Source organism: Nocardioides jensenii JCM 1364 = NBRC 14755 (assembly GCF_001552535.1).
Lineage (GTDB): Bacteria > Actinomycetota > Actinomycetes > Propionibacteriales > Nocardioidaceae > Nocardioides > Nocardioides jensenii.
This window is the reverse complement of the sequence record NZ_BCRJ01000139.1, coordinates 1-21,314: the sequence shown is the minus strand read 5'-3', so window position 1 is coordinate 21,314 and position 21,314 is coordinate 1. Positions and strand designations below refer to the sequence as shown.

The following is a 21,314-nucleotide window of genomic DNA, read 5'->3' as shown; positions in this document are numbered from 1 at the left end:
CAGTCCCCGATGCGCCTGGAGTGGCTCGACCGCTTCGACGACCAGGACGAGCCCGGCGACCCGACGACGGGACTGGCCTCCTCGGCGTACCGACCGCAGGAGATGCTCAGCGCCCACGTGGCGGAGTCGATGGTGCGCGCGGTCAACGACGTCGGGGTCGGACCGGTCACCGGTGCGCCGCTCGCCTTCGCCCTGCAGACCGGCGACAACTCCGACAACGCGCAGCGCAACGAGGTCCGCTGGAACATCGACCTGCTCAGCGGTGGGGCCACGGTGACCCCCGACTCCGGGGACCTGACCCGGTGGGAAGGCGTGGCCGACAACGACCGCCTCCACTACGACGTCCACTACTGGCATCCCGACGGCAACCCACCGCTCTCGCAGGTCGACCAACCCCGGCGCCTGTACGGCTTCCCGTCGGTCCCCGGGTTGCTCGCCGCGGCTCGAACTCCGTTCGTGGCGCAGGGCCTGGACATCCCGTGGTACTCCGCGTTCGGCAACCACGACGGCCTGGTGCAGGGGAACTTCCCGCCGGGCAGCCTGGGACTCGCGATGAGTGCGGTCGCCACGGGTGGCCTCAAGCTGATCTCACCGCCACTCGGAGTCTCCTTGGCCGACCTGATGCGTCTGCTCGGGCAGGACTACCAGGGCTTCCTGCAGAGCCTGGCCCTGACGCCGTTCGTGCGGGCGGTGACGCCCGACCCGGAACGCCGGATCCTGACCCGGGGCGAGGTCGTGGACGAACACTTCACCACCACCGGCTTCCCGGTGGGCCACGGCTTCACCGAGCAGAACCGGGCCCAGGACACGGCCTACTACGCGTTCGACCAGGGACCGGTGCGCTTCCTGGTGCTCGACACCGTGAACCAGAACGGCTACTCCGACGGCTCCCTGGACCGGCCACAGTTCGACTGGTTGGCGGCCCAGCTGGCGGCCTCGCGGGACCGCCTCGTCGTCGTCTCGAGCCATCACACCAGCGAGACGATGACCAATCCGCTGGTGGCCGCGGGGGGAGAGGTGACACCTCGGGTTCTCGGGCCCGAGGTCGTCACGCTGCTGCTCGGGCATCCGCAGGTCATCGCATGGATCAACGGCCACACTCACCGCAACCAGGTGTGGGCACGCCGTCAGGAAGGTCTGCCGGGTGCGTTCTGGGAGATCAACACCGCGTCGCACGCCGACTTCCCGCAGCAGTCACGACTTGTCGAGATCGTCGACAACCTCGATGGATCGCTCTCGATCTTCAGCACGATGCTCGACCACGCCGGCCCGGCGGCGTACGGCGGTCGCCTGCACGACCCCGTCGCGCTGGCCGGGCTGGCCCGTGAGCTCAGCGCCAACGACTGGCAGGAGCGGTCCCAGGACCGTCGTGGCGCCACTGACGCACGCAACGTGGAGCTGCTGATCGAGGCGCCCGCGCTGGCCTGAGGTCGAGCCGGGCGGGGTCACATCGGGCGGGGGACATCCAGGGAGAAGTGGACGTCGTCCAGCAGTGCGCCGGGGTGACGGCCCGACGGCAGCCACCCGGGCAGCTCACCGACGGACGACACGTCGGCCTCCACCCTGGACAGCCGCATCCGACCACGCGCCTTGAGCCGGGTCCCGCGAAGGGAGTGGTCCGGGAACTCCTGGGCCACGCGGGCCCTGCTGACCACAGGGAGCCGCGGCCCCTTCGCGCGGGCCGTGGCCGACACCTGCCAACCGGCGCCAGTGGCACTCGAGGCGGTGAACGGCGTTCCGTCGGCGGGGGCGCCGGAGAAGTCGGCCAGCGTCTTGGGGATGGACCAGTTGGTCCGTCCGCCGACCAGGCTGCTGGGGGAGTCGACCGCCATGAACGGGATGGTCGCCACGAGGCGCCGGCCGATTCCCCGTCCGAACAGGACAGCGATGGCGCCGAACACCTCGTCGTAGGTGCCGACCGGTGTGTCGGCGTACCGCACGAGTCCGCCGACGACCGCGACAGCGCTACCCCGCTCGCGCACCGAAGGGGGAAGCACCGCCATCGCTGCGGGAGTCGCCTTCGACCACCACACGACGGCGGAGGCCCTGACGGACCAGGGAGCCGGTGCGGAATTTCCGGGAAGTGTGGCGACCAGCTCGGGTGGGAGGTCGGTCTCGGGCACGCCGTACACGTCGGTCGGGTCGAAGCTGTCCATGCCGACAGCATGACGCACCAGCGGTGCCATGGACATCGCGGCCGTCACCGACTTGAGTGGAGCCATGGACGTCGACGTGATCGTGATCGGACTCGGCCCGGGCGGCGAGTCCGCGGCCACCCAGCTCGCCAAGGCAGGACTCAAGGTGGTCGGCGTCGACCGAAGACTGGTCGGCGGTGAGTGCCCCTACTTCGGCTGCATCCCGTCGAAGATGATGATCCGCGCGGCCGACGTGCTCGCCGAGGCCCGGAGGATCCAGGGACTGGCCGGTTCCGCCGACGTACGCCCCGACTGGTCGGTGGTCGCCGACCGGATCCGCGACGAGGCCACTGACGACTGGGACGACCGGGTCGCCGTCGAGCGACTGGAGGCGGCCGGCGTGGTGTTCGTCAGGGGAGAGGCCCGCATCACCGGACCCGGCCGGGTCGAGGTCGACGGCACGACGTACGTCGCGTCGCGCGGCGTGGTGCTCAACACCGGCACCGAGCCGGCCGTGCTGCCGATCGACGGGCTCTCCGGGACGCCGTACTGGACGAACCGCGAAGCGGTGCGGGTCACCGAGCTGCCGGCGTCGATGGCCGTCATCGGTGGTGGCGCCATCGGCGTCGAGCTGACCCAGGCCTTCGCCAGGTTCGGCGTCGAGGTGACCCTGCTCGAGGTGGCCGACCGGATCCTGGCCCCCGAAGAACCCGAAGCGTCGGCGCTGGTCACCCAGGCGCTGGAGGCGGACGCTGTCCACGTGCGTACCGGGGTGCGCATCGACCAGGTGCGCCACGACGGGCGGTTCCACCTCACGGTCGACGGCGACAGCGTCGCGACGGACCAGCTGCTGGTCGCCGCGGGTCGGCGTACCAACCTCGCCGGCATCGGGCTCGATACGCTCGGCCTCGACGAGACTGCGCGCAGCCTGGAGACCGACGGGCGGATGCGGGCCGGCGAACGGCTCTGGGCGATCGGCGACATCACCGGCAAAGGCGCGTTCACCCACATGTCGATGTATCAGGCCGACGTCGCCGTGCGCGACATCCTCGACCAGGACGGTCCGGCCGCCGACTACCGCGCGGTCTCACGCGTGACGTTCACCGACCCCGAAGTCGGGTCGGTCGGCCTCACCGAGCACCAGGCCCGCGAGCGCGGTGGCGACGTACGCGTCGGGCTCTCCGCCGACCTCGGCACTCGCGGCTGGATCGCCCAGGGCGAGGGCCTGATCAAGCTCGTCGCGGACGGTGACGTGCTCGTGGGTGCCACCGCAGTCGGGCCCAGCGGGGGAGAGGTGCTCTCGATGCTGACCACGGCCGTGCATGCCCAGGTCCCGATCGCGACCCTGGCCTCCATGCACTACGCCTACCCCACCTTCCACCGCGCGGTCGCCACGGCCGTGCAGGAGCTGGCCTGATCCGTTCGGCTGCACCCTGCGCGCCAACACTGGTGTACTTCCTCCATGGGAGATCAGGGCGACGACCTGGGGGAGAAGGCCGACGAGCTCGGTCGGCGTGCCGACAACAGCGACACCGTCGACCACGCGGTGAGGTTCGGGCTGGTGGTCTACGGGCTCGTGTACCTCCTCGTCGCCTGGCTGATCGTCCAGCTGGCACTGGGCGAGCGGCGAGGTTCCGTCTCGACCAAGGGCGCGCTCAAGGAGGTCGCGGAGCAGCCGTTCGGCGACGTCCTGCTCGTGGTGGTCGCCGTGGGCATGGTCGTGCTCGTGCTGTGGCGGCTGCTCGACCTGTTCGTGGGGCACCGCGACGAGGAGGGCGCGGACCTGTGGCGTGGACGCGGCGCAGACCTGCTCAAGTCCGCAATCTACGGATTCCTCGGGTGGAAGGCGTTCGGACTGGCCACGGAGAGCTCGTCGAGTGGAGGCACCAAGGTGCTCACCGCGCGGATCATGGACCTGCCGATGGGCCGGGTCCTAGTGGGCGCGATCGGGCTCGCGATCGTCGGTTACGGAGTCGTCAACCTCTGGAAGGGCCTCAGCAACAAGCACCGCGAGCACTTGGCACACGAGGGTCGCAGTGGCAACGCAGGATCGGCGTACCTGCTCCTCGGCAAGGTCGGCTACGTGTCCAAGGGACTGGTGGTCGGGCTGGTCGGCGCGCTGTTCGTCTACGCCGCGATCACGCACGAGCCGAAGGACTCCAGCGGGGTGGACGGCGCCGTGCGGGAGATCCTGCACCAGCCGTTCGGTACGCCGCTGCTGGTGGCGGTCGGCCTGGGCATCGCGAGCTACGGCCTCTTCGACCTGGCCCGGGCACGGCACCTCTCACGATGACGTCGCGCCGACGCCGGACCGGTGCCGCGGAGTGGTCGATCGGCTGCTAGAGTTCAGGTCGTTCGACATCCTTTAACGAGCCGTCCTGTGAGGCGGAGAAGGAGGTCATACGGCCTGTGCCTGCGCACCAGCCCGACCCCGACGCGACGACCCACGATCCGGGCTCCATCGATCCGGGGCATGTCGTCCTCGACGCCCGTGACATCTCCCGGGCACTGACGCGCATCTCCCACGAGATCCTCGAGCGCAACAAGGGTCCCGAGGACCTCGTGCTTCTCGGACTGCACACCCGTGGCGTGCCACTGGCCCGACGTATCGGCGAGCGGATCACCTCCGTCGAGGGCGCCCCGGTCGCGGTCGGCTCGCTCGACGTGACGATGTACCGCGACGACCTGCGCTCCCACCCCGCCCGCGGCCCGCAGAAGACCGTCGTCCCGCCGGCCGGAATCGACGGTCGCACCGTGGTGCTCGTCGACGACGTCCTGTTCTCCGGGCGCACCATCCGGGCCGCGCTCGACGCGCTCAACGACCTGGGCCGGCCCTCCGCCGTACGCCTGGCTGTGCTGGTCGACCGTGGCCACCGCGAGCTGCCGATCCGCGCCGACCACGTCGGCAAGAACCTCCCCAGCGCCCGCAGCGAGCGCGTCAGCGTGCGGCTGGAAGAGATCGACGGCCACGACGACGTGCGCATCTCGCAGATGGGGGACCACGCATGAAGCACCTGCTCTCCATCAACGACCTCAGTGTCGACGACATCGAGACCATCTTCACCACGGCCGCCGAGATGCACGACGTGCAGCGGCGCGAGGTCAAGAAGCTGCCTGCCCTGCGCGGCCGCACCGTGATCAACCTGTTCTTCGAGGACTCCACCCGCACCCGGTCGAGCTTCGAGATCGCCGGCAAGTGGCTCTCGGCCGACACCATCAACATCACCGGCAAGGGCTCCTCGACGTCGAAGGGCGAGAGCCTGCGCGACACCGTGCTGACCGTCTGCGCGATGGGCGTCGACGCGCTCGTGATGCGGCACCACGCCAGCGGGTCGGCTCAGCAGGTCAGCGAGTGGGTCGACGCGGTCGTGATCAACGCCGGCGACGGCACCCACGAGCACCCCACCCAGGCCCTGCTCGACGCCTACGCGCTCCAGCAGCGGCTGGGCAGCCTCGAGGGCCGCAGGATCGCCGTCGTCGGGGACCTGACCCACAGTCGGGTCTTCCGCAGCAACGTGCTCTGCCTGACCAAGCTCGGTGCCGACGTCACGGTCGTGGCACCGCCCACGCTGATGCCCAGCGGTGTCGAGGCCTGGTCGAAGTCGGCCGGCTTCGCCACGTCGTACGACCTCGACCAGGTCCTGCCGACAGCCGACGCCGTGATGATGCTGCGGGTGCAGCGCGAGCGCATGAACGGCGCGTTCTTCCCGACTGCCCGCGAATACACGGTCCGTTACGGACTGACCCGCGACCGGTTGGCCGCGCTCAAGCCGGACACCCCGATCCTGCACCCCGGGCCGATGAACCGCGGCCTCGAGATCGCCGCTGACGCGGCCGATGCCGCCCAGTCCCTGGTGCTTGACCAGGTCTCGGCGGGAGTCGCGGTGCGCATGTCCGTGCTCTACCACCTGCTCGCCGGAGAGGAATCAGCATGAGCAGCACCACGAACCTCGGCGACAAGATCGTCATCAAGGGAGCGTCCCTGCTCGGGGAGAAGGCGACCGACCTCCTGCTCGAAGACGGCGTGATCCGCGAGATCGGCACCGTCTCCGGGAAGGGCGCCCGCGTGATCGAGGCCGACGGCCTGGTCGCCCTGCCCGGACTCGTCGACCTGCACACCCACCTGCGTGAGCCCGGCCGCGAGGACGCCGAGACGATCCGCACAGGCTCCGCCGCGGCGGCGGTTGGCGGCTACACCGCGGTGCTGGCGATGGCCAACACGAGTCCGGTCACCGACACTGCCGAGAACGCCGAGCGGGTCTTCGACCTGGGTCGTGCAGCCGGGCTGGTCGACGTACACCCGGTCGGCGCGGTCACCCGCGGCCTGGCCGGCGAAGAGCTCGCCGAGCTCGGACTGATGGCCACCAGCCGGGCGCGCGTACGGGTCTTCTCCGACGACGGCAAGTGCGTCGGCGACGCCCGCGTGATGCGCCGGGCCCTCGAATACGTCAAGGCGTTCGGCGGCGTGGTCAGCCAGCACTCCCAGGACTCCTCACTGGCCGGTGCGTCCGCGTGCTGCCACGAGGGTGAGATCTCCGGCCAGCTGGGGCTGCCCGGTTGGCCCGGCATCGCCGAAGAGGTCATCGTGGCCCGCGACGTCATGCTCGCCCGCCACACCGGCTCCCGGGTGCACGTCGCCCACGTCAGCACTGCGGGCAGCGTCGAGGTGATCCGCTGGGCCAAGGCCCAAGGACTCGACGTGACCGCCGAGGTCACGCCGCACCACCTGCTGCTGACCACCGACCTGCTCACCGGCTACGACCCGACGTTCAAGGTCAACCCGCCGCTGCGTCCCGTCGAGGACGTCGAGGCGCTGCGGTCAGCCCTGGCCGACGGCACCATCGATGCGGTGGCCACCGACCACGCGCCGCACGCGCGCCACGACAAGGAGCACGCCTTCGTCGACGCGGCGTTCGGCATGCTCGGGCTCGAGACCGCGCTGGCCGTGGTCAACACCGTCATGCGCGGCAACGACCTGCTCGACTGGGCCGGCGTGGCCCGCGTGATGTCGGCGAGTCCGGCCCGCATCGCCGGACTCGGCGACCACGGCCAGGAGCTCGTCGTCGGCGCGCCCGCCAACCTCACCCTCATCGACCCCGACGCCTCGGTCACCGTCGACCGTGACGCGTCCGTCTCCCTCTCCCGCAACAACCCGTGGCACGGCCGCACCCTCACCGGTGCGGTGCACGCCACCCTGTTGCGTGGAGAACCCACCGTCCTGGAAGGAAAGCTCGTATGAATCTCGATACGCCCGCTCGTACCTCGCGGGCTACTCGATCACCGAACCCAGCGTTGCTGGTGCTCGAGGACGGCCGGGTCTTCCGCGGCGAGTCCTACGGCGCCGAGGGCGAGACGTTCGGGGAGGCGGTTTTCTCCACCGGGATGACCGGCTACCAGGAGACACTCACCGACCCGTCCTACCACCGTCAGGTCGTCGTGATGACGGCCCCGCACGTCGGCAACACCGGCGTCAACGACGAGGACCCGGAATCGGCGAAGATCTGGGTGGCCGGCTACGTCGTCCGAGACCCCGCGCGGGTCTCGTCCAACTGGCGCGCTGTGCGCACTCTCGACGACGAGCTCCGCGACCAGGGCGTCGTCGGCATCTCCGGCATCGACACCCGCGCCCTGACCCGACACCTGCGCGAACGCGGCGCCATGCGGGTCGGCATCTCCTCGGCCGGCGACAGCGTCGAGGCGCTCCTGGCGAAGGTGCGCGCGTCCGGCGAGATGGCCGGCGCCGAGCTCTCCGGCGAGGTCTCCACCAGCGAGGCGTACGTCGTACCCGCGGTGGGGGAGAAGCGGTTCACCGTTGCGGCGCTCGACCTCGGCATCAAGGCCAACACCCCGCGCATGATGAGCGAGCGCGGCATCGAGGTGCACGTGCTTCCGGCGAACTCGAGCATCGACGACGTGCTCGCGGTCAACCCCGACGGACTGTTCTTCTCCAACGGCCCCGGCGACCCGGCCGCGACCACCGGTCAGATCGAGCTGCTGCAGGCCGCCCTCGAGCGGGAGCTGCCCTACTTCGGCATCTGCTTCGGCAACCAGCTCTTCGGCCGCGCGCTCGGGTTCGGCACCTACAAGCTGAAGTACGGTCACCGCGGGATCAACCAGCCGGTGATGGACCGGACCACGAACAAGGTCGAGGTCACCGCGCACAACCACGGATTCGCCGTGGACGCACCACTCGACGGCAGCACGACCACGCCGTACGGCGAGGTGACGGTCTCCCACGTGTGCCTCAACGACGACGTCGTCGAGGGCCTCGAGCTGCGCGACGACACGGGCAACCTGAAGAGCTTCTCGGTGCAGTACCACCCCGAGGCCGCCGCCGGCCCGCACGATGCGGCGTACCTCTTCGACCGGTTCATCGACCTCATGCGTCTCGATACACCGCCTCGTTCCTCGGCGGCACTCGACGACCGAAAGACCGGGACACCGCCTCGTTCCTCGGCGGCACTCGACGACCGAAACAGCGAAGGGGCCTGACATGCCGAAGCGCGAAGACATCACGTCGGTCCTGGTCATCGGCTCCGGGCCGATCATCATCGGCCAGGCCTGCGAGTTCGACTACTCCGGCACCCAGGCGTGCCGGGTGCTCAAGGCCGAGGGCCTGCGGGTGATCCTGGTCAACTCCAACCCGGCCACGATCATGACCGACCCCGAGTTCGCCGACGCGACCTACGTCGAGCCGATCACGGCCGAGTTCGTCGAGAAGGTGATCGCCAAGGAGCGCCCCGACGCGCTGCTGGCCACCCTCGGCGGGCAGACCGCACTCAACTGCGCGGTCGCCCTCGACGCGAACGGCGTCCTCGAGAAGTACGGCGTCGAGCTGATCGGCGCGAGCATCGAGGCGATCGACCGCGGCGAGAACCGCCAGGTGTTCAAGAAGATCGTCGAGGAGCTCGGGGGAGAGAGCGCCAAGTCGATCATCTGCCACTCCATGGATGACCTGCTCTCGGCGGCCGATGAGCTGGGCTACCCGATGGTGGTGCGCCCGTCCTTCACGATGGGGGGCACCGGTTCCGGCATGGCCTACGACGAGAAGGACCTGCGCCGCATCGGCGGCTCCGGCCTGGCCGCCAGCCCGACCACCGAGGTGCTCCTGGAGGAGTCGATCATCGGCTGGAAGGAGTACGAGCTCGAGGTCATGCGCGACACCGCCGACAACGTGGTGATCATCTGCTCGATCGAGAACCTCGACCCGATGGGCGTGCACACCGGTGACTCGATCACCGTGGCTCCCGCGATGACCCTGACCGACCGCGAGTACCAGAAGATGCGCGACCTCGCCATCGGCATCATCCGCGCGGTCGGCGTCGACACCGGCGGCTGCAACATCCAGTACGCCGTCAATCCCGTCGACGGCCGCCTGATCGTCATCGAGATGAACCCGCGCGTCTCCCGTTCGAGCGCGCTGGCGTCGAAGGCGACCGGCTTCCCGATCGCCAAGATCGCGGCGAAGGTGGCCATCGGCTACACGCTCGACGAGATCCCCAACGACATCACCAAGGAGACCCCCGCCAGCTTCGAGCCGAGCCTGGACTACGTCGTGGTGAAGGTGCCGCGGTTCGCGTTCGAGAAGTTCCCCGGGTCCGACCCGGTGCTGACCACGCACATGAAGTCGGTCGGCGAGGCGATGGCGATCGGCCGCAACTTCACCGAGGCCCTGCAGAAGGCGCTGCGCTCACTGGAGAGCAAGGACGCGGTCTTCGACTGGTCCCACCAGTGGGTCGACCTCGACAAGTCGGCTCTCCTGCAGGAGATCAGCACGCCCCACGACGGACGTCTGCGCAAGGTGATGGACGCGATCCGCGCCGAGGCGACCCCCGAGGAGATCTTCGAGGCCACCAAGATCGACCCCTGGTTCCTCGACCAGCTCGCGCTGATCAACGAGGTGGCCGGTGAGATCGCCGCCGCCGACGGGCTCACCCCCGGGCTGCTGCGCAAGGCCAAGCGGCACGGCTTCTCCGACGCCCAGATCGGCAAGATCCGCAACATGGGCGCCGATGTCGTCCGCGGGGTGCGCCACGCCCTCGGCGTCCGACCGGTCTACAAGACCGTCGACACCTGCGCCGCCGAGTTCGCCGCCCAGACGCCGTACTACTACTCCTCCTACGACGAGGAGTCCGAGGTGCTCCCGCGCGAGAAGGAGGCGGTGATCATCCTCGGCTCCGGCCCGAACCGCATCGGCCAGGGCATCGAGTTCGACTACTCGTGCGTTCACGCCAGCATGGCGCTCAGCGAGGCCGGCTACGAGACGATCATGGTCAACTGCAACCCCGAGACCGTCTCCACCGACTACGACACCTCCGACCGCCTCTACTTCGAGCCGCTGACCCTCGAGGACGTCCTCGAGATCGTCGACGCGGAGCGTGCCGCCGGCCCGATCGCCGGTGTCATCTGCCAGCTCGGCGGTCAGACCCCGCTCGGTCTGGCCCGTGGCCTCGAGGAGGCCGGCGTCAAGATCGTCGGCACCTCGCCCGCATCGATCGACCTCGCCGAGGAGCGCGGGGCGTTCGGCCGGGTGCTGCACGAGGCTGGCCTGCCGGCACCCAAGCACGGCACCGCGACCACCTTCGGGCAGGCCCGCGAGATCGCTGAGGAGATCGGCTACCCGGTGCTGGTGCGGCCGTCGTACGTCCTGGGCGGTCGCGGCATGGAGATCGTGTACGACGAGGGCGCGCTGGAGTCCTACCTCGAGAAGTACGTCGCCAACGGGCTGATCAGCGAGAAGCAGCCGGTGCTGGTCGACCGGTTCCTCGACGACGCGGTCGAGATCGACGTCGACGCGCTGTTCGACGGCGACGAGCTCTTCCTCGGCGGTGTGATGGAGCACATCGAGGAGGCCGGCATCCACTCCGGGGACTCCTCCTGCGCGCTCCCGCCGATCACGCTGGGCAGCTCCGAGATCGAGCGGATCCGCCAGTCCACCGAGGCGATCGCCCGCGGTGTGGGGGTGCGCGGACTGCTCAACATCCAGTACGCGATGGCCTCCGACGTGCTCTACGTGCTCGAGGCCAACCCCCGCGCCTCGCGCACCGTGCCGTTCGTCTCCAAGGCCACCGCCACTCCGCTGGCCAAGGCCGCGGCCCGGGTCATGCTCGGTGCCTCGATCGCCGACCTGCGCAGTGAAGGCCTGCTGCCGACCGGTGACGGCGGCCAACTGCCCGACGGGTCGCCGATCGCGGTCAAGGAGGCGGTGATGCCGTTCAACCGGTTCCGCACTCCCGACGGCACCATGGTCGACGCAGTGCTCGGGCCGGAGATGCGCTCGACCGGCGAGGTGATGGGTTTCGACGCCGACTTCGGCACCGCTTTCGCCAAGGCCGAGGCGGCCGCCTACGGCTCGTTGCCCCTGCAGGGCAAGGTGTTCGTCTCGGTCGCCAACCGCGACAAGCGGCACATGATCTTCCCGATCAAGCAGCTGGCCGAGATGGGCTTCGAGATCGTCGCCACGGCCGGCACGGCCGAGGTGCTGCGCCGCAACGGGGTCACCGCGACCCTCGTGCGCAAGCACTTCGAGGGCGACGGCCCGGAGGGCGAGCCGACCATCGTCGGCCGCATCCACGACGGCGAGATCGCCCTGGTGGTCAACACCCCGCACGGCACCACCAGTGGTGGGTCGCCACGCCTCGACGGCTACGAGATCCGAGCCGCGGCGATCATGACCGACATCCCGTGCATCACCACGATCCAGGGCCTCGGTGCCGCCGTGCAGGGCATCCAGGCGATGCAGGCCGGCAGCATCGGCGTCCGGTCGCTGCAGGACTGGGCGAAGGTCCTCACCAGCAACGCGAACAAGGAGGAGCCGACGGCTTGAAGCCCTACGCGCTGCTCTTCGACCACGTCCTGACCCGAAGTGACCCGGAGCGGGCCCACCACGCTGCCTTCGCGGCGATTCGGGCGGCCCGCCCGGTGACCGGTGCGGCCCGGCGTGGCCTGGTGCCCGACCAGCCGGTCACCGCGTTCGGGCTCACCTTCGCCAACCCGCTGGGTTTGGCCGCCGGGTTCGACAAGAACGCGCTGGGCATCGATGCCCTGGCCGGCCTCGGATTCGGGCACGTCGAGATCGGGACGGTGACCGGAGAGCCCCAGGCTGGCAACCCGAAGCCGAGGCTGTTCCGGTTGCCCCAAGACCGTGCCGTGGTCAATCGGATGGGCTTCAACAACGACGGTGCCGAGGTGGTCGCGAAGCGGCTGGCCGCGCGAGCCCGCCGTCGGTCGCGTAGCGCCGCGAGGGACGGGCGGCGCGGGTCGAGACCCGTTCTGGGCGTGAACATCGGCAAGACCAAGGTCGTGCCGGAGGACGACGCGATCGCCGACTACGAGAAGTCCACCCGGCTGCTGGCTCCCGAGGCCGACTACCTCGTCGTCAACGTGAGCTCGCCGAACACACCCGGACTGCGCAACCTGCAGGCCGTCGAGAAGCTCGAGCCGTTGCTGGCCGCCGTACGCCGACAGGCCGACGCGGTCACACAGGCCCGCCTTCCGTTGCTGGTCAAGATCGCGCCCGACCTCAGCGACGACGACGTCCTCGCGGTGGCGGATCTGGCGACGGCGCTGGGTCTCGACGGGATCATCGCCACCAACACGACGATCTCTCGCGACGGTCTGCGCAGCTCACCCGAGCAGGTCGCGGCGATCGGTGCCGGTGGGCTCTCCGGGCGACCTCTCACCGAGCGCTCGCTCGACGTGCTGCGTCTGCTCAAGGGGCGCGTCGGCGACGGCCTCGACCTGGTCTCGGTCGGCGGCATCACCACGCCCGAGGACGCCCGCGCGCGCCTTGATGCCGGCGCCGTGCTGCTCCAGGGCTACACGGCCTTCATCTACGAGGGTCCGCTGTGGCCGCGCCGGGTGCTGCGAGGTCTGGCCGGTCGATGAGCAGCCCCCGCGAGCCACTCCACGTCACCGGCGAGGTGCTCGTGGTGAAGAAGGTCGGTGCCTACCGTCACCTGACCCTGGCCGCACCGGGCATTGCCGAGCGCTACCGCCCCGGCACGTTCGTCGCGGTCTCGATCGGCGACCTGACCCCGCGCACCCACCTGGCGCGTCGCAGTCTCTGGATCACCGGGGTCCGGCCGACCGGCAGCCATGGGCCGACCATCGAGCTCGTCGTGGAGCCCGGGGGAGTCGGGTCGACCTGGCTGGCCGACCGGCGCCAGGGCGACAGGGTCGAGTTGACCGGCCCGCTGGGTCGCCCGTTCGCGCTCCCCAAGCAGCCGGTGGCTTGCCTCCTCGTGGGTGAGGGGTACGCCGCCGGTCTGCTCTTCCCGCTCGCCGAGCGGCTGCGGGCCCGTTCCTGCACCGTGACCATGCTGTTGGGTGCGCAGGACGAGCCCCACCTGCTCGGGGCGCTCGATGCGCGTCGGGCTGCACGGGCGGTGACGGTCGTGACGGCCGACGGGTCCGTCGGCCGGCGGGGGACCCTGGCCGACGCGCTTCCCGCGGTGATGGACGGCGTCGACGTCGTCTACGGCGCCGGCACCCACGTGGGACTGCACGCGGTGGCGGCGACGGCCGAGCAGTTCGGCGCCTGGAGCCAGGTCGCCGTCGAGGTGCCGCAACCGTGTGGCACCGGCCTGTGCCAGGGCTGCGCGCTTCCCGTGGTCGGTGAGGACGGCGTACCCCGGCTCGTCCGGGCGTGCACCGACGGCCCGGTGATCCGGGGGGACCGGGTCCGCTGGGCGGAGCTGACCGGCACGGAATCGGGGCCGGCATGAGGTTCGACCGTCCCGTGATGAACGCCTCCGGATGCGGCGGCACCGGCCGCGAGCTCGGCGACCTCGGCGTGCTCGACGCGATGGGTGCCTTCGTCACCCGCTCGATCACCCTCGACCCGCGGACCGGCTCACCGGCCCCGCGCATCGCCGAGACGCCGTCCGGCCTGGTCCACGCCGTCGGTCTGCAGAACCCCGGCCTCGAGCAGTTCCTCATCCGGGAGCTGCCCTGGCTGGCCTCTCGCCGTACCCGCACCTACGTCTCGGTGGCCGGCTCCTCCCTGGGCGAGTACGCCGACCTCGGTCGTCGTCTGGGGCGGGCGCCGGGCATCACCGGCATCGAGGTGAACGTGTCGGTCCCCGACGGGCCGGCGATGGGGCTCTTCGACACCCGTGAGCCGTTCCAGGCGGCCCGCGCGCTGGCCGCCGTACGAGGCGGTCTGCCGCCCGGGCTTCCCGTGTTCGCCAAGCTCGGTCCCGATTCGCTGCGCATCGTGGAGACCGCCCGCGCGGTCGCCGAGGCCGGCGCTGACGGCGTCGTCCTGGTCAATGCGGCGCCCGCGCTGATGCCCGACGGCAGCCCCGGGGGTCTCAGCGGGCCCGCGATCCGTCCGCTGTCCCTGCGCTGCGTCCACGACGTGCACCGCGAGCTTCCTGAACTGACGATCATCGGGGCCGGTGGCATCCTCGACACCGATGACGCGCGGGCGTTCCTCGCGGCCGGTGCCTCGGCCGTCCAGATCGGGACCGCGCTGCTGCACGATCCGACCACTGCCGCGCGCATCGCGGCCGACCTGCAGGGAGACCCCGCATGACCGCCAGCTTCGGAGCCCGCTACCGCACCGCCCTGGACACCCGCGGACCCCTGTGCGTGGGCATCGACCCGCACGCCGCGCTTCTGCGGGACTGGGGTCTGAACGACGACGTGGCCGGGCTCGAGCGCTTCGCGATGACCGTCGTGGACGCGGTGGCCGGAGACGTCGCCCTGGTCAAGCCGCAGTCGGCCTTCTACGAGCGCTTCGGCAGCCGGGGCATCGCCGTGCTCGAGAAGGTGATCGCGGCGAGTCGTGACGCCGGTGCCCTGGTGCTCCTCGACGTCAAGCGTGGCGACATCGGTTCCACGTCACAGGCCTACGCCGATGCCTATCTCGACCCCGCCTCACCACTGTTCTCCGACGCCATCACGGTCAGCCCCTACCTGGGTTTCGGATCCGTGGACCCGATGATCGAGACGGCCCTGCGCCACGACGCGGGTGTCTTCGTGCTGGCCCTCACCTCCAACAAGGAGGCCCCCGAGGTGCAGCACGCGGTCGGTGCCGAGGGTCGCACGGTGGCCGGACGAGTGCTCGACCGACTGCGTCAGCTCAACGCCGGTGAGGAGCCTCTGGGCTCGATCGGGGCAGTGATCGGCGCCACGATCGGAGAGACGGGGGAGTCCTTCGACTTCAACGGGCCGATCCTCGCTCCCGGCATCGGCGCCCAGGGTGGGACCGTTGCCGACGTACGCCGGATCTTCGGTGCGGCCGCGCGCAACGTGGCGCCGAGCAGCTCGCGCCAGCTGCTCCAGGTGGGCCCCGAGGCAGGGGCCCTGCGCGAGGCCGCCCGCCGCACGAACGACGAGTTCCGGGGGCTGGTCGGCTGATGCGGCGCACGCGTGCCCGGTCGGGCGGGGGACTCGTCCTGGCGGTGCTGCTCCTGGTCACCGCCGGCTGCGGCGACCCGAGCCCCGACGAGGCCCGCAAGACCTACTGCGCCCAGGTCAAGAAGGACGCGGACGAGATCACCCGCATCGTCGACGAGGGCGGGGCCGGTGCCGCGCTGCAGGTGCTGCCCAAGCTGGAGGAGCTGGCCGATCTGGCGCCGCGCGACCTCACCGACGAGTGGCAGACCTACCTCAACGCGCTGCACGGGTGGCGCGACGCCCTGGACGACACCGGACTGGAGCCCTCCGACGTCGACGAGGGACTGCCCCGCGACCTGTCCCGCGAGGACCGACGTCGTCTGCTTGGCGCGATCTCGGAGGTGCAGGGTCCCGAGGTGAAACAGGCGGCCGAAGGCATCGAACAACAGGCGCTCGACGTGTGCGGCACCCCCTTGTTGTGACGGTGGGGCACCCCGACATTGCCGAGCGTCGCGACGTGTGACTAGATTGACCACCACGCCCGCCGCACGATTGACGAGGATCTCCACCCGTGGCCCTGCCCCAGCTCACTCCTGAACAACGTCAGGCTGCTCTCGACAAGGCCGCGGCGTCACGCCGGGAACGCGCCGAGGTGAAGAATCGCCTGAAGAACTCGGGCGCCTCGATCGTCGACGTGCTGCACGAGGGCCAGACGAACGAGGTCATCGGCAAGATGAAGGTCATCGACCTGCTGCAGGCGATGCCCGGTCTCGGCAAGGTGCGCGCACGTCAGCTGATGGAACGCCTCAGCATCGCGGAGAGCCGTCGGGTCCGAGGTCTCGGCATCAAGCAGGTCGCGGCCCTCGAGGCCGAGTTCACAGCTCGTGGCTGACGCCGTGGCGCCTGGTCCGAGCAACCGCCTGGTCGTGCTGGCCGGTCCGACCGCCGTCGGCAAGGGCACCGTGGCCGCGGTGATCCGTGACGACCACCCCGACGTGTGGATCTCGGTCTCCGTCACCACCCGCCCGGCTCGCCCGGGCGAGGTCGACGGGGTCCACTACCACTTCGTCTCCGACGACGAGTTCGACGCGATGGTCGCCGAGGGCGCCCTGCTCGAATGGGCGGTGGTGCACCAGGCGGCCCGCTACGGCACGCCGAGACGTCCGGTCGAGGAGGCCCTGGCCTCGGGTCGACCGGCTCTGCTGGAGATCGACCTGCAGGGCGCGCGTCAGGTGAAGCAGAACATGCCCGAGGCGTTGTTCGTGTTCCTGACCCCGCCGAGCTGGGACGAGCTCGTCCGCCGTCTGGTCGGTCGAGGCACCGAGGACGAGCGCGAACGTGAGCGCCGGCTCGAGACCGCACGGGTCGAGCTCGCCGCCGAGCCGGAGTTCGACGTGACCATCGTCAATCGAGAAGTTCACGCTGCAGCCGACGAGTTGGTAACCTTGATGAAGGCTCCTCTGCGGGCCCCATCCAGTTCCAGCTAGTCAATCCATCAATCTGGATTTCCTGGGTTCCCTTTTTCAACTTTTGTGAGGCGTGTGCACGTGTCTGTCCCCACCGGCGAGGGTGTCACCAACCCTTCGATCGACGATCTGCTCACCAAGACGGACTCCAAGTACAAGCTGGTCCTCTACAGCGCCAAGCGCGCCCGGCAGATCAATGCCTACTACTCCCAGCTCGGCGAGGGCCTCCTGGAGTACGTCGGCCCGCTGGTCGACACCCACGTCCAGGAGAAGCCGCTCTCGATCGCGCTCCGCGAGATCAACGCCGACCTGCTGACCTGTGAAGACGTCGACCCGGCCGAGCTCGCCGCCGAAGAGGCGGCTGCTGCTGCGGCCGCTGCGGCGCCCGAGCTCCCTGCCTCCGAGTAGCACTCCGGCGTCCCGATGACGGATTCAGCCGTGGAGCAGTCCGTCCAGGACGATCTCCACGACGACGTGGCCGCACCCGCCGAGCGGATGCGGCCTCGTGTCGTCCTCGGAGTCAGTGGCGGCATCGCGGCCTACAAGTCCTGCGAGCTGCTCCGGCGGTTCACCGAGTCGGGCCACGACGTGACCGTCGTACCCACCGCAGCGGCCCTGGAGTTCGTCGGTGCTCCGACCTGGGCCGCGCTCTCCGGCAAACCAGTGGCCACCGACGTGTGGACCGGTGTGGAGCAGGTGCCGCACGTGCGCATCGGTCAGTCCGCCGACCTCGTCGTGGTGGCACCCGCCACCGCCGACCTGATCGCCAAGGCGGCCCACGGTCTGGCCGACGACCTGCTGACCAACACCCTGCTCACGGCGCGCTGCCCGATCGTGTTCGCCCCGGCGATGCACACCGAGATGTGGGAGCACCCGGCCACGGTCACCAATGTCGCCACCCTGCGTGAGCGCGGCGTCCTGGTCATCGAGCCGGCCGAGGGCCGGCTCACCGGCAAGGACACCGGCAAGGGTCGTCTTCCCGAGCCCGCCGAGATCTTCGACGTCTGCCTCGACGTGCTGTCCCGCGGTGCCACCGGGCCCGACCTGGCCGGTCGCCAGGTCGTCGTCTCGGCCGGGGGCACCCGCGAGTATCTCGACCCGGTCAGGTTCCTGGGCAACCGTTCCTCCGGTCTCCAGGGCTATGCGCTGGCCCGGACCGCGGCGGCACGAGGCGCCGAGGTGACCCTGGTCGCGGCCAACGTGACCTTGCCCGACCCGGCCGGGGTCAAGGTGGTCTCGGTCTCCACCACCGCGGAGCTGCGCGACGCCGTGGTCAGCGCGGCGGCGTCGGCCGACGCCGTGGTGATGGCTGCCGCACCAGCCGACTTCCGGCCCACCGCGGTGAGTGGCGACAAGATCAAGAAGGCCGCCGACGGATCGGCACCGGCCATCGAGCTGGTGCAGAACCCCGACATCCTCAAGGAGATCTCGCACACCAGGGCCCACCCGGGACAGGTGATCGTGGGATTTGCGGCGGAGACCGGTGACGACACCGGTTCGGTGCTCGAGCTGGCCCGGGCCAAGCTGGCCCGCAAGGGCTGCGACGTCCTGGTGGTCAACGACGTCAGCGGGGGAGCCGTGTTCGGCAGCCCCGAGAACGAGGCGGTCATCCTGGCCACCGACGGCTCGGCCACCCAGGTCGCCCGCGGCACCAAGGCATCGCTGGCCCACGCCATCTGGGATCAGGTGGCACGACGCCTGACCTGACTCCGGGGCCGTCGTACCCTTGAGACGCCTGTCACGTAACGCAAGTGCACGTCTATCGTTCTTGAGAGCACACCAACAATACGGGAGTGAGATCCACTGTGGCTGGACGCCTTTTCACGTCGGAGTCGGTGACCGAGGGTCACCCCGACAAGATCGCTGACCAGATCAGCGACACCGTTCTCGACTACCTCATGGAGAACGACTCCGACAAGGAGAACCTCCGTGTCGCCGTCGAGACCCTGCTGACCACGGGCCTCGTCGTCGTGGCCGGCGAGGTGCGCACCAACGCCTACGCCCCGGTCGCCGAGCTGGTCCGCAAGAAGATCCTCGAAATCGGCTACGACCACTCCGACAAGGGGTTCGACGGCACCACCTGTGGCGTCCAGGTGGCGATCGGCGGCCAGTCCGTCGACATCGCGGCCGGCGTGGACGACGGCCACGAGTCACGCGTTGGCTCCTCCGACGACGACCTCGACAAGCGTGGTGCCGGCGACCAGGGCCTGATGTTCGGCTACGCCAACGACGACACGCCCGAGCTGTTCCCGCTGCCGATCAAGATCGCGCAGACCCTCTCCGAGAAGCTCTCCCAGGTCCGCAAGGACGGCACCCTGCCCTACCTGCGTCCCGACGGCAAGACCCAGGTCACCATCGAGTACGACGCCGACAACCGTCCGGTGCGTGTCGACACGGTGGTGCTCTCCACGCAGCACGCTGCCGAGATCGACCACCCCACACTCGAGGGTGACATCAAGAAGCACGTCATCGATGCGGTGCTCGAGGGCTTCGACATCCCCTCCGACGACTACCGCATGCTGGTCAACCCGACCGGCAAGTTCGTGGTGGGTGGCCCGATGGGCGACGCCGGCCTGACCGGTCGCAAGATCATCGTCGACACCTACGGGGGCATGGCCCGCCACGGTGGCGGCGCGTTCTCCGGCAAGGACCCCTCGAAGGTCGACCGCTCCGCGGCGTACGCCATGCGGTGGGTGGCCAAGAACGTGGTCGCGGCGGGTCTGGCGCGTCAGTGCGAGGCTCAGGTCGCCTACGCCATCGGCAAGGCGCACCCGGTGGGTGTCTTCATCGAGACCTTCGGCACCGGCACCGTTCCGGACGAGAAGATCCAGGAAGCCGTGCTCAAGGTCTTCGACCTGCGACCGGCCGCGATCATCCGGGACCTCGACCTCTTGCGTCCGATCTACGCCAAGACCGCGGCCTACGGTCACTTCGGTCGCGAGCTGCCCGAGTTCACCTGGGAGCGCACCGACCGCGCCGAGGACCTGAAGCGCGCCGCCAGCAACTGACCCGCACACGTCGGTTTCCCCGGTGCACCGGGACAACCCGCACTCCCCACGCGAAGTTTCGCGTGGGGAGTGACTGTTCTCCATGGGGAGTCGGGACTGTCGGCCGCGACTGGTAGGAATGCCCCGATGACCAAGCCGACGGACGACGACCTCACCGGGCAGGCTGAGCTGCTGCCCGGGCTGGTCCGTGCGCGGGCCAGGGGCAACGCGCCGGCCAGGAAGGCCGTCGAGATCGCCGAGGTCGACCCGGTCGCGCAGGTGCTGGTCGACCTGCCGCTGGCTCACCTCGACCGGCCCTTCGACTACGCGGTGCCGCAGGCCATGGCCGACACGGCCGTGCCCGGTGCCCGGGTGAAGGTCAGGTTCGCCGGCCAGGACGTCGACGCATTTGTCGTGGGCCGCGTCGCGGCCAGTGACCACACCGGTCGTCTGCAACCGTTGCGCCGGGTGGTCAGCGCCGAGCCCGTGCTCTCGCCGGTGATCGCCGCGCTCAGCGACCAGGTTGCCCGACGGTACGCCGGCAGTCGCGCCGACGTGCTCCGTCTCGCGGTGCCACCACGGCACGCCACCACCGAGAAGCAGCCGTCCGAGCCGGCCCCGATGCCTGCAGTGAAGGACCACGAGACCGCCGCCCGGTCCTGGGCGGCCGACACGCACGGCGCCGGCTACGTCGAGGCGCTCGCCGGCGGCCGTTCCCCGCGGGCGGTCTGGTCCACCGCCCCAGGCACCGACTGGCCCACAAGGCTGGCCCAGGTGGTGGCAGCCACCTACGCCTCGGGCCGCGGCAGCATCGTCTGCGTGCCCGACGGCAAGGATGTCGCCCGGGTCGACGCAGCGTTGTCGGTGGTCCTCGGCGTGGGCCACCACGTCACGCTCACTGCCGACAGTGGGCCGGCCGCCCGCTACCGCGACTTCCTCTCCGTCTCCCGTGGCGCCCGTCGCATCGTGGTCGGCACCCGCGCCGCGGTCTTCGCCCCGGTCCACGATCTCGGCCTGCTGGTGATCTGGGACGACGGCGACGACCTCTACGCCGAACCGCGCGCGCCCTACCCGCACACCCGCGAGGTGCTGCTGATGCGGGCCGAGGCCGAGGGTGCCGGGGTTCTGGTCGGCGGCTTCGCCCGCACCGTCGAGGCCGAATACCTTCTCACCACCGGCTGGGCCGCCGAGATCCTGCCGACCCGGAGGACGCTGCGCGACGGCCTGACCGTGGCGATCACCGGTGCCACCGATCGCGAGCTCGAACGCGACCCCATGGCCCGTTCCACCCGTTTTCCGGCCCTCGCGTTCGACACCATTCGCGCTGCCCTGGCCGAGGGGCCGGTGCTCGTCCAGACGCCGCGCGCCGGCTACGCGGCGAG

The 21,314-nt window shown here is 70.1% G+C and carries 20 protein-coding genes; 19 read left to right on the top strand and 1 reads right to left on the bottom strand.

Features of this window, described 5'->3' with window-relative positions; translation table 11 throughout:
• Positions 1–1,428: TIGR03767 family metallophosphoesterase (locus tag NJ4_RS23680; protein WP_082749091.1), on the top strand; the 1,428-nt coding region annotated here is incomplete at its 5' end.
• A 17-nt stretch (positions 1,429–1,445) separates the two neighbouring features.
• Here NJ4_RS23680 and NJ4_RS23675 read toward each other — a convergent pair.
• Positions 1,446–2,222 carry an acetoacetate decarboxylase family protein gene (locus NJ4_RS23675; protein ID WP_082749090.1) on the bottom strand — a complete coding sequence of 259 codons (777 nt, stop codon included), beginning with the start codon at positions 2,220–2,222 and terminating at the stop codon, positions 1,446–1,448.
• On the opposite strand from NJ4_RS23675, the gene NJ4_RS23670 reads away from it, so the two are divergent.
• The 18 genes from NJ4_RS23670 to NJ4_RS23585 all read left to right on the top strand — a co-directional run.
• A complete protein-coding gene (locus NJ4_RS23670) occupies positions 2,221–3,552 on the top strand; it encodes a dihydrolipoyl dehydrogenase family protein (protein ID WP_067441532.1) in 1,332 nt (443 codons plus the stop codon). The two genes, NJ4_RS23675 and NJ4_RS23670, sit on opposite strands and share 2 nt — an antisense overlap.
• 45 nt (positions 3,553–3,597) lie before the next feature.
• Complete coding sequence (locus NJ4_RS23665; protein ID WP_067441509.1) at positions 3,598–4,428, top strand: DUF1206 domain-containing protein; 831 nt, start codon at positions 3,598–3,600, stop codon at positions 4,426–4,428.
• 167 nt (positions 4,429–4,595) lie between these two features.
• A complete protein-coding gene (gene pyrR, locus NJ4_RS23660; protein WP_067441529.1) occupies positions 4,596–5,144 on the top strand; it encodes a bifunctional pyr operon transcriptional regulator/uracil phosphoribosyltransferase PyrR in 549 nt (182 codons plus the stop codon).
• Positions 5,141–6,070 carry an aspartate carbamoyltransferase catalytic subunit gene (locus tag NJ4_RS23655; protein ID WP_067441506.1) on the top strand — a complete coding sequence of 310 codons (930 nt, stop codon included), beginning with the start codon at positions 5,141–5,143 and terminating at the stop codon, positions 6,068–6,070. Before pyrR ends, NJ4_RS23655 begins: the two co-directional genes overlap by 4 nt.
• A complete protein-coding gene (locus NJ4_RS23650) occupies positions 6,067–7,374 on the top strand; it encodes a dihydroorotase (RefSeq protein WP_067441502.1) in 1,308 nt (435 codons plus the stop codon). Before NJ4_RS23655 ends, NJ4_RS23650 begins: the two co-directional genes overlap by 4 nt.
• A complete protein-coding gene (gene carA, locus NJ4_RS23645) occupies positions 7,371–8,627 on the top strand; it encodes a glutamine-hydrolyzing carbamoyl-phosphate synthase small subunit (RefSeq protein WP_067441499.1) in 1,257 nt (418 codons plus the stop codon). The genes NJ4_RS23650 and carA overlap by 4 nt, the downstream gene beginning before the upstream one ends.
• A gap of 1 nt (position 8,628) precedes the next feature.
• Complete coding sequence (gene carB, locus NJ4_RS23640) at positions 8,629–11,961, top strand: carbamoyl-phosphate synthase large subunit (protein WP_067441495.1); 3,333 nt, start codon at positions 8,629–8,631, stop codon at positions 11,959–11,961.
• A complete protein-coding gene (locus NJ4_RS23635) occupies positions 11,958–13,022 on the top strand; it encodes a quinone-dependent dihydroorotate dehydrogenase (RefSeq protein WP_067441492.1) in 1,065 nt (354 codons plus the stop codon). The genes carB and NJ4_RS23635 overlap by 4 nt, the downstream gene beginning before the upstream one ends.
• Positions 13,019–13,861 (top strand): iron-sulfur cluster-binding protein, encoded by an 843-nt coding sequence (locus NJ4_RS23630; RefSeq protein WP_082749086.1) that lies wholly within the window; start codon positions 13,019–13,021, stop codon positions 13,859–13,861. The genes NJ4_RS23635 and NJ4_RS23630 overlap by 4 nt, the downstream gene beginning before the upstream one ends.
• The gene (locus tag NJ4_RS23625) at positions 13,858–14,673 is read left to right on the top strand and encodes a nitronate monooxygenase (protein WP_067441490.1); all 816 of its coding nucleotides are present in this window, start codon (positions 13,858–13,860) and stop codon (positions 14,671–14,673) included. The genes NJ4_RS23630 and NJ4_RS23625 overlap by 4 nt, the downstream gene beginning before the upstream one ends.
• Positions 14,670–15,500: an orotidine-5'-phosphate decarboxylase gene (pyrF, locus tag NJ4_RS23620; protein WP_067441488.1), complete on the top strand. Its 831-nt coding sequence runs from the start codon at positions 14,670–14,672 to the stop codon at positions 15,498–15,500. Before NJ4_RS23625 ends, pyrF begins: the two co-directional genes overlap by 4 nt.
• Positions 15,500–15,961, top strand: coding sequence for a hypothetical protein (locus NJ4_RS23615; protein WP_067441486.1), 462 nt, complete (start codon positions 15,500–15,502; stop codon positions 15,959–15,961). The genes pyrF and NJ4_RS23615 overlap by 1 nt, the downstream gene beginning before the upstream one ends.
• A gap of 89 nt (positions 15,962–16,050) precedes the next feature.
• Entirely contained in the window at positions 16,051–16,371 is a 321-nt protein-coding gene (gene mihF, locus NJ4_RS23610; protein ID WP_067441483.1) for an integration host factor, actinobacterial type, read from the top strand.
• A 4-nt stretch (positions 16,372–16,375) separates the two neighbouring features.
• Positions 16,376–16,966 carry a guanylate kinase gene (gmk, locus tag NJ4_RS23605; RefSeq protein WP_067441526.1) on the top strand — a complete coding sequence of 197 codons (591 nt, stop codon included), beginning with the start codon at positions 16,376–16,378 and terminating at the stop codon, positions 16,964–16,966.
• 60 nt (positions 16,967–17,026) lie between these two features.
• Entirely contained in the window at positions 17,027–17,353 is a 327-nt protein-coding gene (rpoZ, locus tag NJ4_RS23600; protein WP_067441522.1) for a DNA-directed RNA polymerase subunit omega, read from the top strand.
• A gap of 30 nt (positions 17,354–17,383) precedes the next feature.
• Positions 17,384–18,652, top strand: a complete 1,269-nt coding sequence (coaBC, locus tag NJ4_RS23595; RefSeq protein ID WP_456093724.1) for a bifunctional phosphopantothenoylcysteine decarboxylase/phosphopantothenate--cysteine ligase CoaBC — start codon at positions 17,384–17,386, stop codon at positions 18,650–18,652.
• 98 nt (positions 18,653–18,750) lie between these two features.
• Complete coding sequence (gene metK / locus NJ4_RS23590) at positions 18,751–19,953, top strand: methionine adenosyltransferase (protein WP_067441480.1); 1,203 nt, start codon at positions 18,751–18,753, stop codon at positions 19,951–19,953.
• 126 nt (positions 19,954–20,079) lie between these two features.
• A partial coding sequence (locus NJ4_RS23585; protein WP_456093723.1) for a primosomal protein N' family DNA-binding protein occupies positions 20,080–21,314 on the top strand: 1,235 nt, incomplete at its 3' end.

What these genes read in the sequence shown, in the direction of transcription:
- NJ4_RS23670 (WP_067441532.1), top strand. Translation starts at nt 2,221, where the DNA reads ATGGACGTCGACGTGATCGTGATCGGACTCGGCCCGGGCGGCGAGTCC.
- NJ4_RS23630 (WP_082749086.1), top strand. Translation starts at nt 13,019, where the DNA reads ATGAGCAGCCCCCGCGAGCCACTCCACGTCACCGGCGAGGTGCTCGTG.
- NJ4_RS23665 (WP_067441509.1), top strand. Translation starts at nt 3,598, where the DNA reads ATGGGAGATCAGGGCGACGACCTGGGGGAGAAGGCCGACGAGCTCGGT.
- NJ4_RS23675 (WP_082749090.1), bottom strand. Translation starts at nt 2,222, where the DNA reads ATGGCTCCACTCAAGTCGGTGACGGCCGCGATGTCCATGGCACCGCTG.
- pyrF (WP_067441488.1), top strand. Translation starts at nt 14,670, where the DNA reads ATGACCGCCAGCTTCGGAGCCCGCTACCGCACCGCCCTGGACACCCGC.
- NJ4_RS23625 (WP_067441490.1), top strand. Translation starts at nt 13,858, where the DNA reads ATGAGGTTCGACCGTCCCGTGATGAACGCCTCCGGATGCGGCGGCACC.
- NJ4_RS23655 (WP_067441506.1), top strand. Translation starts at nt 5,141, where the DNA reads ATGAAGCACCTGCTCTCCATCAACGACCTCAGTGTCGACGACATCGAG.
- NJ4_RS23650 (WP_067441502.1), top strand. Translation starts at nt 6,067, where the DNA reads ATGAGCAGCACCACGAACCTCGGCGACAAGATCGTCATCAAGGGAGCG.
- carB (WP_067441495.1), top strand. Translation starts at nt 8,629, where the DNA reads ATGCCGAAGCGCGAAGACATCACGTCGGTCCTGGTCATCGGCTCCGGG.
- carA (WP_067441499.1), top strand. Translation starts at nt 7,371, where the DNA reads ATGAATCTCGATACGCCCGCTCGTACCTCGCGGGCTACTCGATCACCG.
- NJ4_RS23615 (WP_067441486.1), top strand. Translation starts at nt 15,500, where the DNA reads ATGCGGCGCACGCGTGCCCGGTCGGGCGGGGGACTCGTCCTGGCGGTG.